12 protein-coding genes and 1 pseudogene are annotated in these 13,744 nt (G+C 64.9%); 7 read left to right on the forward strand and 6 right to left on the reverse strand.

What is annotated here, in order from left to right; all coding sequences use genetic code 11:
* Window positions 1–22 precede the first annotated feature (22 nt).
* The 4 genes from M3484_RS12090 to M3484_RS12105 all read right to left on the reverse strand — a co-directional run bounded on the left by M3484_RS12090 (window position 23) and on the right by M3484_RS12105 (window position 4,126).
* Window positions 23–1,240 (reverse strand): efflux RND transporter periplasmic adaptor subunit, encoded by a 1,218-nt coding sequence (locus M3484_RS12090; protein ID WP_249497052.1) that lies wholly within the window; start codon window positions 1,238–1,240, stop codon window positions 23–25.
* 96 nt (window positions 1,241–1,336) lie between these two features.
* Window positions 1,337–1,789 carry a YbaN family protein gene (locus M3484_RS12095; protein WP_249497053.1) on the reverse strand — a complete coding sequence of 151 codons (453 nt, stop codon included), beginning with the start codon at window positions 1,787–1,789 and terminating at the stop codon, window positions 1,337–1,339.
* Window positions 1,779–3,008 (reverse strand): FAD-dependent oxidoreductase, encoded by a 1,230-nt coding sequence (locus tag M3484_RS12100; RefSeq protein WP_092898349.1) that lies wholly within the window; start codon window positions 3,006–3,008, stop codon window positions 1,779–1,781. Before M3484_RS12100 ends, M3484_RS12095 begins: the two co-directional genes overlap by 11 nt.
* Before the next feature lie 230 nt (window positions 3,009–3,238).
* Window positions 3,239–4,126, reverse strand: a complete 888-nt coding sequence (locus M3484_RS12105; RefSeq protein WP_092898347.1) for a LysR family transcriptional regulator — start codon at window positions 4,124–4,126, stop codon at window positions 3,239–3,241.
* A gap of 244 nt (window positions 4,127–4,370) precedes the next feature.
* On the opposite strand from M3484_RS12105, the gene M3484_RS12110 reads away from it, so the two are divergent.
* Entirely contained in the window at window positions 4,371–5,342 is a 972-nt protein-coding gene (locus M3484_RS12110; RefSeq protein ID WP_249497054.1) for a trypsin-like serine peptidase, read from the forward strand.
* A gap of 202 nt (window positions 5,343–5,544) precedes the next feature.
* Window positions 5,545–6,018 carry an Hsp20 family protein gene (locus M3484_RS12115; RefSeq protein WP_249497055.1) on the forward strand — a complete coding sequence of 158 codons (474 nt, stop codon included), beginning with the start codon at window positions 5,545–5,547 and terminating at the stop codon, window positions 6,016–6,018.
* Between the two features lie 453 nt (window positions 6,019–6,471).
* Here the strand turns inward: M3484_RS12115 and M3484_RS12120 are convergent, their stop codons facing one another.
* On the reverse strand, window positions 6,472–7,524 hold the full coding sequence (locus M3484_RS12120) for an ABC transporter substrate-binding protein (RefSeq protein WP_092898345.1): 1,053 nt from the start codon (window positions 7,522–7,524) through the stop codon (window positions 6,472–6,474).
* A 271-nt stretch (window positions 7,525–7,795) separates the two neighbouring features.
* Between M3484_RS12120 and tam the strand changes: the two genes are divergently transcribed.
* The 5 genes from tam to M3484_RS12145 all read left to right on the forward strand — a co-directional run bounded on the left by tam (window position 7,796) and on the right by M3484_RS12145 (window position 12,555).
* Window positions 7,796–8,593 (forward strand): trans-aconitate 2-methyltransferase, encoded by a 798-nt coding sequence (gene tam, locus M3484_RS12125; protein WP_249497056.1) that lies wholly within the window; start codon window positions 7,796–7,798, stop codon window positions 8,591–8,593.
* Window positions 8,594–8,889: 296 nt separating this feature from the next.
* A complete protein-coding gene (locus M3484_RS12130; RefSeq protein WP_249497057.1) occupies window positions 8,890–10,122 on the forward strand; it encodes an aminotransferase class V-fold PLP-dependent enzyme in 1,233 nt (410 codons plus the stop codon).
* Window positions 10,123–10,339: 217 nt separating this feature from the next.
* Window positions 10,340–10,786: a TrgA family protein gene (locus tag M3484_RS12135; RefSeq protein ID WP_249497058.1), complete on the forward strand. Its 447-nt coding sequence runs from the start codon at window positions 10,340–10,342 to the stop codon at window positions 10,784–10,786.
* Window positions 10,762–11,685, forward strand: coding sequence for an NUDIX domain-containing protein (locus tag M3484_RS23795; RefSeq protein ID WP_092898338.1), 924 nt, complete (start codon window positions 10,762–10,764; stop codon window positions 11,683–11,685). The genes M3484_RS12135 and M3484_RS23795 overlap by 25 nt, the downstream gene beginning before the upstream one ends.
* A 210-nt stretch (window positions 11,686–11,895) precedes the next feature.
* Window positions 11,896–12,555, forward strand: coding sequence for a GntR family transcriptional regulator (locus tag M3484_RS12145; protein WP_249497059.1), 660 nt, complete (start codon window positions 11,896–11,898; stop codon window positions 12,553–12,555).
* A 412-nt stretch (window positions 12,556–12,967) separates the two neighbouring features.
* Here M3484_RS12145 and M3484_RS12150 read toward each other — a convergent pair.
* A pseudogene (locus M3484_RS12150) lies at window positions 12,968–13,378 on the reverse strand (hypothetical protein); the annotation flags it as partial.
* Window positions 13,379–13,744: the final 366 nt, after the last annotated feature.

The raw sequence follows: 13,744 nt of genomic DNA on the forward strand, positions 1-13,744 counted from the left end.
GTCGTCACTCATCCATCGGGCCTCAGAACAACCCACCCGAAGGCCGGTGCGTTGCGCCTTGTGTCCGGCCCGGCTGACCCGGTTGCGAACCGGACTGACCCGCCCCACGCGACATGGCGCCGGAGGGCGCGGTCACGATGCGTTCACCTTCGCTGATCCCCGTGACGATCACGGTCTGGCTGGCGGTGGCGGCCCCGGTCTCGACATCGCGGATTTCGACTGCGCCGCTTGTCGGGTCCAGCACCCGCACTTTTTTCCCGCTGCTCCGGCCAGAGATCACGGCGGCGGTCGGCACGATCAGCGCATCGGGGATCTCTTCCATCACGATCACCACTTCGGCGGTCATGCCGATCCTGAGGATGCCTTTCGGGTTCGGCACTTCGAGAATGGCGCGGTAATAGATCGCCGAGCTGGTATCGACCTCGTCTGCGGTCGCGATCGAGGCCGGGGCCGGTTCGATATCGCGCAGAACCGCGTCAAAGCGCATATCCGGCGCCCCCGAGAGGGTGAAACTTGCCTTTTGCCCGGGCTGGACCGCGATCACATCGGCCTCGGAAATATCGACCTTGATGATCATGCGGTCCAGATCGGCCAGTTTGATCAGCGTCGGGCTGGACTGATTGGCGTTGATCGTCTGTCCTTCGCGGGCGACCAGGGCAACGACAGTTCCGTCTGAGGGCGCGGTGATCCTTGTGCGTTCCAATGCGATATTCGCGGCCTGAACAGCCAGTTCAGCCTGGGATTCGCTGGCTTTCAGCGCTGCGAGATTGGCTTCGGCGACCTTGAACTGCGCTTCGCTGGCCTCAAGCGTCTGGGCGGTGGCCAGCTTGCGGCTGCTCAGCTCGCGCTGACGTTCCAGCGCGAGGCGGGCCTCTTCGATACTGGCCTCCTGGGCCGCGATCTGGGCGCGGATCTGCGCCAGGGAGGCCTGGGCGCGCAGCTGGTCGGTCTTCTGATCTTCAGGGTCGATCTGTGCGACCAGGTCTCCGGCGGCGAGTTTCTGCCCCAGTTCAACCGGCAGGGATTGGATCTGACCGCCGACCTGGGCACCGACCGAGACAAGGCTCGCGGCCTCGATCACGCCGGTTGCCAGCACGGTCTTGCGGAACGTGCCGCGGATCACCGCCTCCGAGGCCGGCGCGGCCTGGGCGGCGCCCTCGCTCATCTGCATCCGCCACAGGCCAAAGCCCGCGCCGCCGGCAAGAGCGAGGATAAGGGTGATCCAAAGGATTTTGCGCATCTGGCTTTGATCCGGCTTGCTTGTGCTGCTCGTCTGTTGCCGGATTATACGTGCGCGATGCAAGCTTCCGTCGCGGCCGGGTGCGGGATTTATCGTTCAGGCATCGGGTCTGGTGAAGACGAAGACCACGCCGAACCCCATAATCGCGGCAACCACAAGGATCAGCGGCCAGCCGGGATTGCTGCCCCAGAGGAACAGCACGAAGCCAAGGCTGCAACCACCGGCTGCCATCCATTTCGCGCGGCGCGGGATCGCCCCCTTGTTGCGCCAGTCGCGCAAAAGCGGGCCGAAATGGCGGTGATCCAGCAGCCAGCGCTCCAGCCGGGGCGAGGACCGGGTGAAACAGGCGGCGGCGAGCAACAGGAAGGGTACGGTCGGCAGCACCGGCAGAAAGGCTCCGACAAAGCCCAGCCCGGTGAAAAACAGCCCGAGGATGAGAAAAAGCGCACGGGTGAGGGCGGTTCCGCTGGCCGCGCGGCTCTCAGGGCAGGCATTCGCGATGTGCTCAGGCGCGGCTGCATCATTGGTCGGGGGGCGTTCAGCGGTCATCGGGTAACCCGGGTTTCAGGAGGTAGGGCGCGATCCGTTCCGGGCGGAACCCCTGTCCGATCAGCCGCCCCATCAGCCGCGCCAGCACCGGCCAGCGCGTGATCATGCGGATAAAGCCCGGCGGGCGCGGGCTGGTCTCGCCGTCAGGGCGGCGCTTGCGGCGCATCATCTTTTGCAAGCCTTGCGTTGCGCGTGTCGGAAAGAGCCTGCGCGTCTCGACCCGGGCGAGGTCGCGCGGGCTCAACCTTCCTTCGCGAAGGGGGCGTGCCAGAATATTCGCCGCCGCCACCGCATCCTGGATCGCGAGACTGACGCCAAAGCCCCCGACAGGCGACATCGCATGGGCGGCATCGCCGATACACAGCACGCCGGGCGCCCACCAGCGCGTCAGCCGGTCCATCCGGATCGACAGAAGATGGACCTGATCCCAGGCGGTGATTTCGTCAAACCGGCCGGGCGGAAGCGGCGCCAGCGCGGCCAGTGCCGCACGAAACGCGGGCAGGCCAGCGGCCTGCAGATCGTCATAGGATCCTTTGCGGATCACATAGCCGCATTGCCAGTACTCACCCCGGTCGATCAGCACGAGGCCCTGGCCCGGGCCGGCATGGCTCATCGCGGGCGCGGGGTCATCGGCCCGGCGCGAGAGCCGCAGCCAGACCACATCCACCGGCGAGCCGAAATCGGTGACGCTAAACCCCGCCTCGCGCCGGATCACCGAATGCCGGCCATCGGCGCCAATCACAAGCGGCGCGCGGATCTCGCCCGCCCCGGTATCCGACTGCCAGGCAAGGCCACAGACTTTTTCGCCATCGCGCAGAAGACCGGTGACGGAATGCCCCATTTTAAGGGTGAAACCGGGAAGCGCGGCGGCTTTTCGGGCAAGGAAGTTCAGGAAATCCCATTGCGGCATGAAGGCGATAAAGCGGCATTCGGTCTTCAGCCTGCGGAAATCGGCGATGGTCACCTGCCGCCCGCCGATCTCGGCATGAAGATCAGGTGCCTTCTGATGCGGCAGGGCGAGAAATTCCTCTAGCCAGCCCAGATCGGCGATCAGTTGCAGGGTTGAGGGATGGATGGTGTCGCCGCGAAAATCATGCAGGAAATCAGGGTGTTTCTCGAGAACGCTCACCCGCAGCCCGGCGCGGGCCAGCAAAAGCCCCGCCATCATGCCCGCCGGGCCGCCGCCTGCGATCACGCAGTCCTGATCCTGTTCCGGCATCGTCCTGTCCTCGCCTCAGGCCCATCTCTGAGCCGCCTCCGCTCTGCCTTTGGGGGCAGGCCGGCGCTGCCGTTCTGGCGAAAGCGGGGCGCGCGGCTTGTGGCGGCCCTGGCTGGCTGAACGCATGCGGCTATCTTCGCATGCGGGCGGGCGGGTTTCCAGAGCCTCCCCGCCGCCCGGGTCTGCGACACGCAAGTGTGTCCGGGCCTGCAAGGGTCTGCGCAGGGGGATTATCCGGCGCATTGCGGCCAGCTGCGGGCCTTTTCCTTCAGCAGCCCGACAAAGGCCTGGACCTTGCGGGTGCGGTGCAGGTCGACATGGGTGACGATCCACAAAGGCGAATCCCATTCCGGGCGCGGCGCCAGAACCTCGACGAGGTCGGGACGGGTCGCGGCCTCCCAGGCGGGCAGGAACCCGATGCCCACGCCATCTTCCAGCGCCGCATCCCAGGCCGCCGGTTCGGTCGAGCGGAAGGTGAGCTGTTCGTTCGACACCTTGTCGCGCAGCCAGCGGAAAAATGCGGCACGGCTGCCCTCGCTTTCGGCGATGACAAAGCGGTGGCCGGCAAAATCATGTTCCGATTCCGGTTTGCCCCAGGCCTCGACATAGGATTTCGATGCGTAAAGCCCGTAGCGGATCCGGATCAGCGGCTGGACGACATTGTCGGGCTCTTCGGGGGCCGCGCCGGCGCGGATCGCCACATGCGCCTCGCCATAATCCAGCCGGAAGATGCGCATATCGGTCAGAAGCCGCACGATCACCGCCGGATGCTGGCGCTGGAAATCCGCCAGCACCGGGACCAGCAGGCCCGACAGCCCGGCGATCGAGGTGATGATGAACTCGCCCTGTACCGTCTCGCCATGACCCTTGATGCGCGAGCCGAGCTGGGCAAATTGCTCTTCGGTGGTCTGGGCGACGGTCAGAAGGTCGCGCCCGGCTTCGGTCGGCGTATAGCCGCGGGTATGGCGCTGAAAGAGCCGCGTGCCGAGCCGTTTTTCCAGCGCATCAATATGGCGGATCACCGTGGCATGGTGGACGCCCAGCACTTCCGCAGCCCCCGAGACGGTTCCAAGGCGGGCGACCTGATAGGCGGTGCGGATCTCGTCCCAGTTTTCCATAAGCTCCCCCGGCTGGCTGTGCGTCAGCGCACAGATGATTACGGATTGGCGCAAGAGGCAAGGGGGCTCCGGGGTAAACATGCAAGGATGCAGGGAAATCTTCCCCGGGCCAATGAGGGGCATGAGATTGGGTTGCTTTTGCCGCAAATTCACCAGAATGATGCGAGAGCTTGCCCGGGTGAGTATGCGCGCCAATCCGGCTGCGCGCCGGTCCGGATGGATACAAAGGGCGATTGCACCAGCGATGATCAGTTTGCCGGGTTTCTTTGTCGTAAGGACTGTAGGTGCGGTCAGGCTGGCGCTCTCGCTGCCCCGAATTTCACTGACCGGTATCGCGCTGTTCGGGGCCGCATTGGCACCGATCCTTTGGCCGGCGCCGGCTGCGGCCGATCCGAAGGCGGTGATCGGGATGCAGACCGCCGATGAAGCACGGGGCTGGCAGCCGGTGGGCAAGCTGGTGCTTGGGGATCGCGGGTTCTGCACCGGGGTCTTGATCGAGCGGCAACTGGTGCTGACAGCGGCGCATTGCCTCTTTGACAAGGATACCGGCGCGCGGCTCAGGGATGAAATGATCACCTTCCAGGCCGGCTGGCGCAATGGCCGGGCCGAGGCCTATCGCGGCGTCCGCCGTTCGGTCGCGCATCCGGATTACGTCTATTCCGGCAGTGACAATCTGGGCCGCGTTGCCTGGGATCTGGCGCTTCTGGAACTCGACAAACCGATCATGTTGCCGCAGATTGAGCCTTTCCCCACCGGCCCGCGCCCGATGCGTGACGCCGCCGTCAGCGTGGTTTCCTATGCGAAGGACCGCTCGGAAGTGCCCTCGATCGAGCGCGACTGTGCCGTGCTCGCGCTTGAGACATCGGCGCTGGTCCTGACCTGTGACATCGATTTCGGCTCCTCGGGTGCACCGGTTTTCGCGTTGCGCGACGGGCGGCCCGAGGTCGTGGCGGTGATCTCGGCCAAGGCAGATTACAACGGCGAGAAAGTCGCGCTTGCCGTCGCGGTGGACGCGCCGCTGCAACGCCTGCGCGATGAACTTGGGCTCGATTTGCCCGGGCGCGGGGCGGCGGGAGTAAGGGTGATCTCCGGCGGTGGCGCCAATCGCGGTGGCGGAGCGGCGGCGGAGACTGCGGCGGAAACAGCGGACCCGGCCAGCAGTGGCGGCCAGGCTACTAGCATGGGGCAGGGCGGCGCCAAATTCATCCGGCCGTAACGCATCTCGCGGCGGCCTCCCGACACAGCGCGGTGTTCACGCGGATGTGACCTCTGCCCGGCTGTTGCAGGCCCCTTGACGCAGGGGGCCGCGCTTCCCAGATCAGGGTCATGCCGGGCGCCATGATGGGCCCGGCGCCAATGCCCGGCCCCGTGAGGGGAGGGTCTGATCCAAAGAGCATCGCTTCCCAAGGAGGATGATCATGCGCAGCTATGATTTCGCACCGCTTTACCGTGCCACTGTCGGCTTTGACCGTGTGGCCGATCTGATGGACCGGGTTCTGACATCCGATGTCGCTCAGCCGGGCTACCCGCCCTATAATATCGAAAAAACCGCCGAAGATGCTTACCGCATCTCGGTCGCCGTTGCCGGGTTTGCCCCCGAGGATCTTACGGTCGAAGTCCGCGACGGCAGCCTGTTTGTGACCGCCCGCAAGGCCACCGATGAGGCCCCCCGCAGCTTCCTGCATCGTGGCATCGCGACCCGCGCCTTTGAGCGTCGCTTCGCGCTGGCTGATCATGTTCGCGTCACCGGCGCGACGCATGAGCTTGGCATGCTGCATATCGACCTCGCGCGCGAGATCCCCGAGGCAATGAAGCCGCGCCGGATCGAGATTGCCGGCCCGGTCAGGGCAGAAGCCCCCGCGCTTGAGGCAAGGGCGGAACAGGTGAACTGAGGCCCTGGTCTGCCTGAGACCATGTGGCAAAGACAAAGGCGCATCGGGCAACCGATGCGCCTTTTCTCATCTGGGTGGTTGCTTCGACCCTGTGGGCTGATCTGAAAGCTATGGCTGGTGTTGCCGGCAGAGGTGAAGGCTGAAATCTCTTGCCAGGGCTGCATGTGCCGCCAGCCGCCATCATGGGTCTGTGACAGCACCACCTGCGCGGTGCAGGCGCAGCTGGCGTCGCGGACGGCACCTTGCCTGATCCCGTAGCCGCAAACCTTGCGGTTCTTTCGGGAGAGCAAACACGCCGCCCGGGCCACGCAAACTCTGCCAAAGGTGTCTGCGGCAGGCGCGCGGGGGGGCGGGCAGGAGATGTGGTCGGCCCCTGGCCTGCGACGCCGCCACTCACAGAAAAAACCCCGGCGGATCGCTCCGCCGGGGGGTTCTTTTCAGGTCAGAACGGGATCAGAGCCCCATCTTGATCAGTTCGAACTCTTCCAGCAGGCGCGCGCGCAGATCGGGGTCCATCGGCGTCTGGCGGAACAGCGTGGTTTCGACCGGATCGAGGAAGGCGGATTTCAGCCTTTCGGGATCGATGGCATCGGTCGCGGCTTTGTTGGTATTGGCATAGCCGATCGCCTCGATGATCGACGGCAGGCTTTCGACTGCGAACATCGAATTCACCCAGTCATAGACTTTGTCTTCTTTGCCGGGACCGTTCTTCATATTGACGAAACCGCAGAAGAAGGTGGTGGAACCCTCGGCCGGCGCGCGGTTGAAGCCAACCGGGAAACCATCGGCCTGCAAAATGGCGACCGGGTCATTCCAGGACCAGGCGACCTCGACCTCACCCGATGCCATCAGCTGCGCCAGTTCCGACGGATCCGACCACCAGGAGCGCACATTCGGCGCGGCTTCGCGCAGCCAGGCGGCAGCTTTCTCGATCTGCTCATCGGTCACCTCATCCCAGGAGTCGGTGCCGGTTGCGAGGAAGCCAAGCGCCCAGGCGTCATCGGAATTGTCCGAAATCGCGATCTTGCCCTTGAAGTCGGGGTTCAGGAAAACACTCAGCGAGGCGACCTTGTCGTCGGAGACCTTGTCTTTGTTATAGGCGATGGCCGTATAGGCAAAGTCATAGGGGATGAACCAGACGCCCTCATCATCCTTGATGTGATGCGATTCCAGCAATTCCGGGTCGATATTGGCGAAAGCCTCGATTTTCGAGGTATCCCAGGGCTCGATCAGCCCGGCTTCACGGTAATTCGGCACGGCGCCGGGGCAGGGGTGGACAACATCGGCCTTGAACCCCGAGGAGACTTTCTGGAACGCCTCATCGTCATCGGCGTAGAACGCATAGGTCGGCTTCTGGCCGTGTTTCGCAACATAAGGGGCAAGCGCGCCATCGATTTCCCAGCCAGCCCAGTCGAAAACGGTCAGCTCGGGGTCGGCGGCCTGCGCTGCGGTGGCAATCGCGATGGCCGAAGCGGCTCCGGCAAGGTAAGAAAGGCAACGGGTCATCGTGACTCCTCTGGCGGTTGATATCAGGCAGGTGCCGTCAGTCTGGCCCCCTGGGGCAGATCCGGGCACGGGTGATCTCTCTGAGGCTATGACAGGTGAAATTCTCTCACAAGCATCTTTGACACCCAAAACCGGCTTTCCGCCGTCCAGGATATGGGAAAGAATTCCGCTGGCTGATTTCCGGGCGGCTGATTTGTGGCTGCGTGAAGTCAGGCGTGAGGGCCCCAGCGCGATGAGACGGGGCCAGAGCTGAAAAGAGACGGGGGCGACAATGGCAGTGACCGGGGCAGAACAGACGGAAGGCGGATGGTCTGCGGGCCAATATGCGAAATTCCTTGATGCGCGCACGCGCCCGGCCCGCGATCTGCTGGCGGCGGTGCCGCTGGAAACGGCGCAGGAGGTGACCGATCTTGGCTCTGGCCCGGGGAATTCCACGGCGCTTTTGCGCGCAAGGTTCGGCGCGGCGCGGATCACCGGGACCGATACCGATGCGGATATGCTGCGAACCGCGCGCGAGGCGCTGCCGGATTGTCATTTCGAGGCGGCGGATATTGCGACCTGGACGGCGGAGCAGAAGCAGGATCTGGTCTATGCCAATGCTTCGCTGCAATGGATCCCGGATCACCGGCAGCTCTTTCCCCGGCTTCTGGCACAGCTGAGCCCGGGCGGCGTGCTTGCGGTGCAGATGCCCGATAATCTTGACGAGCCGACCCATATCGCCATGCGCGAGATCTCGGGCGATCCCCGCTGGGCCGAGCGGCTGACGGCAGCCCGGGCACGGCGCGTGCCGCTTCTGACCCCCGCGGATCTGCACGGGCTTTTGCGCGCGGAGTGCCGGCAGCTTGATATCTGGCGGACAGTCTACCAGGTGGAGCTGACCGGCACGGATGCGGTGACGCAATGGTTCCTCGGCTCGGCGTTGCGACCTTTGCTCGCGCCTTTGAGTGAAGCGGAACGTGCGGATTTCCTCGACGCCTTCCGCGCGCGGATCGCGCCATTCTATCCCGAACAAGACGGGCGCGTTCTCCTGCCCTTCCCGCGCGCCTTCTTTGTCGCGACCCGGGCCTGAACAGCGTCAGGGCCGCCCCCGCAAGAGAGGGCTTGCCTTTCAGGAGGCGCCGGATAAATCTCGGCAGCGATCCCCGGGGGCAAACTGCTCTGTCGCGGGGTCTGGGCCGGCGGGAGACATCGCCGGCTCTGGCTGGAAGACCTGCTGCGAAAAGGGGGGCCGGGAGACCGGATGCGCCCCGGGCCGCAGGTTTTTGCCGCCCACTTTTCAGCAGTCCTAAAGACAGGCCCCAGAATGACTGGGACCATAATGACTGGGACCATAATGACAGGGATCAGAATGACTGGGAAAATGGCATGACCGCACTTGATCTGGACTTTACCCGCAAACAGTTTCCGGCCTTTGCCTCGCCGGTTCTGTCCTCACATGCGTTTTTCGAGAATGCCGGCGGCAGCTATCCCTGCATCCAGGTGATCGACCGGCTGACGCGGTTCTACCATGACCGCAAAGTGCAGCCTTACGGGCCCTATCCGGGCGGGCAGGCGGCGGGCGCCGAGATGGATGAGGCGCGGGAAAAGCTGGCCGCGATGATGGCGGTAAAGCCTGCGCAGGTCTCGTTCGGCCCCTCGACCAGCGCAAATACCTATGTTTTGGCTCAGGCGGTACGGGCCTGGCTGAAGGGGGATGCGAAGGCTGCGATCGTGGTGACGAACCAGGATCACGAGGCCAATAGCGGTGTCTGGCGGCGTCTGGCTGATGAGGGAATCGAGGTTCGGGAATGGCGGCTTGATCCTGCGACCGGCTCGCTCGACCCGGCGGATCTGAGCGCGCTGCTGGCGGATGGGCATGTGCGCCTGGTCGCGTTTCCGCATTGCTCGAATGTAATTGCCGAAGTGAATGATGTGGCGGCGATCTCGGCGCTGGCCCATGCGGCGGGGGCGAAGGTGGTGGTCGATGGCGTGTCTTACGCGCCGCATGGTTTCCCGGATTTCCCGGCGCTTGGCTGTGATGCCTATCTGTTTTCCGCCTATAAGACCTATGGCCCGCATCAGGGGATCATGGTGCTGGACGAGGCGTTCGGGATGGATCTGCCGGGGCAGGGGCATTTCTTCAATCATGGCTCGCTTTACAAGCGTCATACGCCCGCCGGGCCAGACCATGCCCAGGTCGCGGCCTGTGCGGGGATGGCCGATTATGTCGACGCCCTGGCGGCGCATCACGGCATCACCGGCGATGCAGGCGCACGGGGGCGCGGCGTTCATGATCTCATGCGCGCCCAGGAAATACAGGTGATCCAGCCCTTGCTGGACTACCTTGCTGCGCGCAACGACCTGCGGCTGATCGGCCCCCGCGACGCCGCGCGGCGCGCGCCGACGGTGGCGGTGGAGCTGTCCGGCGCGGCGGAACCGGTCTCGGAAGAGCTTGGCCGACACGGGATCGCCTGCTGGGCCGGGGATTTCTACGCGGTCAGGCCGCTGGAGGCACTCGGCATTGCGCGCGACAAGGGGGTGCTGCGGCTCTCGGCGGCGCATTATACCAGCGCCGATGATGTCGCGCGGCTGATCCGGGCGCTGGATCAGGTGCTTTGAGACAGCCGGGGGGCGGGGGACCAGCCCGGCCCCCCGAAGTATCCGGGTCATAAGGAAGAGGGCAAAAGAGCTTGGCCCTGCGGTGCCGTTTTTCGCGCGCAGAGTGCTGATCTGTCAGAGATTGTCTCAACTCGTCCCGCAAATTGACAAAATCCCGCGTGAGTTTGCAGCTGTAGTGAAACAGTCTGGATGGGCCTTCCGGGGTCTGAGGAGTGACATGCCGACATCCGCAAAAATGGTGGCCGCAGTCTGGTTTGCCCTGATGAGCTGGCTTGCGGCCAATGCCCATATCCCCGCGCTTCCCGATGGCGGGGCCGGCGGAACCATGGTCTTTCGCGGGGTTTCGGCAGCGATCGGCCTGATTTGCGGCTGGAAAATCATGGGAAATGGCGTTGGGTCCAGCTATGCCGATTCCATCGGCACCGGGCTCAAGACCTCGATTGTTATGGCGATTCTCGCGCTTATGGTGTTTTCGGGGCGGCAGATGATCACCGATTCGATGAAGATGCGCTATGAAGGGCCGATGGATGCCATGCTGGGCTGGTTCACCAAAATGATGGAAAACGGTTGGGATATGTTGACGGTCGGCGTCCTGGGCGTGCTGATCCTGGCGGGGGTCTTTGGCGGGCCGCTTGCCGAATGGACAAGGCGGCGCTGGCGGTGAGCGCGGCGGATGTGCCGGGCGAGGATCCCCGTTTCGCGAAATGTCCTGGTCTGCGCGCGTTGATCGCCGGGCCGGGCGGTGCCGCAGGGGAGGCGCGTCTCGCCTTCTGGCAGGCGGCCACCCGCGGCGCAGAGGCCGGCGATCCGGCGCTGGAACTGCGGCTTGCACAGGATATTCTGGCGCAGGAGGGGGCCGCGTCAGCAGAACGGCTTTATGCGTTGCGCGGGCCGATGCTGTCCTGTGCGGCCTCTGCTTTGCGCGCGGCCGGACAAACCCGCGCCAATGGACCCGAAGATGCTCTGGTCGAGACCGACAGTATGGACCACCCGTTTCGCGGCTTTTTTGCGGTAGCGCGGGCCGGGCTCAGGCACCGGCAATTTGCCGGGGGCATGAGCGGGGGGCTGTTGCGCGAGGCCTTTGTCGCGACGGATGCGGTGACCGTCTTGCCCTATGATCCGGTGCGCGATCATGTGCTGCTGGTGGAACAGTTTCGCATGGGCCCCTGGATCAGGGGCGAGGCGCGACCCTGGCTGATCGAGGCGGTCGCGGGCCGGATCGACGCAGGCGAGACCCCGGAAGAGGCCGCGCGGCGCGAGGCGCAGGAAGAGGCCGGCCTGACCATCGGCGAGCTTTTGCATGTCAGCGATTACTACCCGTCGCCCGGCGCCCATACCGAATATATCTGGTCACTGGTCGGGCTGGCGGATCTGCCTGAAAAAAGCGGCGGGCTCTTTGGCCTCGCGACCGAGGGCGAGGATATCCGCACCCATGTGATCCCCTTTGACACCGCGATGGCCTGGCTGTCTGAGGGCCGGCTGGCCAATGCGCCGCTGATCCTGTCGCTGTTCTGGCTGGCGCGGCAGCGACCGGCTTTGCGTGCAGCTGCGGGCCAGGGCTGACCAGAGACCCGAGGCGGCCTACGCGCCGCGCCCGGGGCGGGAAAGCTGTGCGTTTTGTCACGCAAGCGCAGGTTTCACACCTGTTACACTTGATCCGGGCCTGGCGGCTGGTCATAACTCTGCCTCAGTCGCCGGGGAGGCCGCCATGGGGTGGGTTGATGGGTGCGGCTCCGGTGGAATGCCGGGGATTTCAGGGCCGGATTGACCGAGATGGATGCAGATAGCCGCAAGATCCCGACCCATGAGGTCACCTATTCGCGGCTGCGCGACATGATCCTTTTTGGGGCTCTGGCGCCGGGGCAGCCGGTGACGATCCAGGGTCTGATCGGAGAGCTCGACGCCGGCATGACGCCGGTGCGCGAGGCGATCCGGCGGCTCGCGGCCGAGGGCGCGCTGATGCCCCAGGGCAATCGTCGGGTCTCGGTGCCGCAGATGACGGAATCGGTGCTTGATCAGCTGGGCTGGGCGCGCTTTGCGATCGAGCCACAGCTGGCGCGGCTTGCAATGCGGGCGATGCAACCGGCGCTGATCCGGCAGCTGCGGCTTTTAGACGACCGGATCAACACCGCGATCAGCGAGGGCGATATCGCCGCCTATCTGCGATTCAATCATGCGTTCCATTTCGCGCTTTACGAGGCAGCGGATGCCCCGGTGCTGCTGGATATCGCGCAATCGCTGTGGCTGCGGGCCGGGCCTTCGCTGCGCCTCGTGATGGGGCGGCTTGGAGGAGCGGGGCTGCCGGATCAGCATGTCGAGGCATTGGCGGCGATGGAGGCGGGCAATGCGGAGGCTCTTGCCGCCGCGATTGCGCAGGATATCGGCCAGGGCATGGATCAGGTGCGGCTTGCGCTTGCCGAAGGGGCGTTCTGAGGCCGGCGGCCTTGCCTGGTGCCAGATATTGCGCATGGCCAGTCTCTGGCGGGACCATTCGGGAATGGGTGCGCCAGCTTTTAGCTTTAAAAGGCCCCTGAAACAGTCACGCGGTCGGACAGTTTTCCTCGCCCCGCCTTCTGCTTGTTTATGGTTCTTCGCTGTTTCAATGGGCGACATGCCTTTTCCCGCGCGCAACCTTCAGGCGGCGGGCAGCCCGGCAGTCGGGTGGAAGTGTGGGCCGCGACGGCGAAGATGACGCGGGAGCGGCGTCTTGAGGCCGCAACAGACGGTCTGCGCGCCTTGCGGTGTGACGCAGGTATGGCACAACTCGGCGCAGAGCCTCACCCGCCCGGACGAGCGGGGTGAACCCGGAAAGTGGCGGAGGACGATTCATGCTGCCACCACTGGTTCAAGGCCCATGAAAAAGGGGCAAGGGGCCCTCGCCGCGGATGAGATCACTCTGTACGATCAGGACCGGGCGGTTCCCCATCAGCGCCGTTGTCGGGAAAACGCTCCTTTGGCGGTTCACGACCCTTCCTCCACCGGTGAGGAAGAACCTCGCGCCGGTGCCGGGGGACTTCTTGTAAAGCCGCGCATCCGGACCGGTCCCGGCTACAAGGGGCTTTGCGGGCGCGGTGTCGGGGGCGCCGGCTCCGGTAAGGTCGCCGGGATCATCTACGCCGGTACCGACGAACCCGCGAAATGGAGGATCATACCGCGTCAGCTCTGTCAGCTCCCGTTCGGCGCGGACCGAACAGAGGATCTGGGTCAGCCCTGCCGGGATCAGCACTACAGGCTCCATCGGGGAGCGGCCGAAGCCGGGATAAAGCCCCCGATTTCGGCACTACGTTACGCCAGTGCCCTGTTTGCCACCTGCCGGATCTCGCGCAGCGGGTGGTGCGCGGGGATGCGCCTCATCTGCATATCTGAAAAGCCAACCACCCTCGGCGTCTGTCCCGCGCATCTGTGTCTCCCCACCCGACCTGAGCAGGGGGAAACATGTGCCGCATCGCAGGCCGAGCGCTGACTGGTTCTGCGACTTGTCAGATCAAAGTGATGAGGCCCGCAGCTGACGGCGGGGACGGATGGGTCAGATCTGCAGATGGTTGGAGTGACTGCCAGCGGCCCGCGCCGCCGGCTATGTGCCATGCCGTCAGTCCGCGCGTCCCCTGGTGCAGGCAGCCAT

It is taken from the genome of Pseudomonas sp. GX19020 (assembly GCF_023371075.1).
Classification (GTDB): domain Bacteria; phylum Pseudomonadota; class Alphaproteobacteria; order Rhodobacterales; family Rhodobacteraceae; genus Pseudogemmobacter.

Excerpts from the sequence above, each read along its gene's own strand:
- M3484_RS12115 (WP_249497055.1), top strand. The coding sequence starts at position 5,545 with ATGCGCAGCTATGATTTCGCACCGCTTTACCGTGCCACTGTCGGCTTT.
- M3484_RS12090 (WP_249497052.1), bottom strand. The coding sequence starts at position 1,240 with ATGCGCAAAATCCTTTGGATCACCCTTATCCTCGCTCTTGCCGGCGGC.
- M3484_RS12110 (WP_249497054.1), top strand. The coding sequence starts at position 4,371 with ATGATCAGTTTGCCGGGTTTCTTTGTCGTAAGGACTGTAGGTGCGGTC.
- M3484_RS12105 (WP_092898347.1), bottom strand. The coding sequence starts at position 4,126 with ATGGAAAACTGGGACGAGATCCGCACCGCCTATCAGGTCGCCCGCCTT.
- M3484_RS12130 (WP_249497057.1), top strand. The coding sequence starts at position 8,890 with ATGACCGCACTTGATCTGGACTTTACCCGCAAACAGTTTCCGGCCTTT.
- M3484_RS12095 (WP_249497053.1), bottom strand. The coding sequence starts at position 1,789 with ATGACCGCTGAACGCCCCCCGACCAATGATGCAGCCGCGCCTGAGCAC.
- M3484_RS12100 (WP_092898349.1), bottom strand. The coding sequence starts at position 3,008 with ATGCCGGAACAGGATCAGGACTGCGTGATCGCAGGCGGCGGCCCGGCG.
- M3484_RS12135 (WP_249497058.1), top strand. The coding sequence starts at position 10,340 with ATGCCGACATCCGCAAAAATGGTGGCCGCAGTCTGGTTTGCCCTGATG.
- M3484_RS23795 (WP_092898338.1), top strand. The coding sequence starts at position 10,762 with ATGGACAAGGCGGCGCTGGCGGTGAGCGCGGCGGATGTGCCGGGCGAG.
- M3484_RS12145 (WP_249497059.1), top strand. The coding sequence starts at position 11,896 with ATGGATGCAGATAGCCGCAAGATCCCGACCCATGAGGTCACCTATTCG.
- tam (WP_249497056.1), top strand. The coding sequence starts at position 7,796 with ATGGCAGTGACCGGGGCAGAACAGACGGAAGGCGGATGGTCTGCGGGC.
- M3484_RS12120 (WP_092898345.1), bottom strand. The coding sequence starts at position 7,524 with ATGACCCGTTGCCTTTCTTACCTTGCCGGAGCCGCTTCGGCCATCGCG.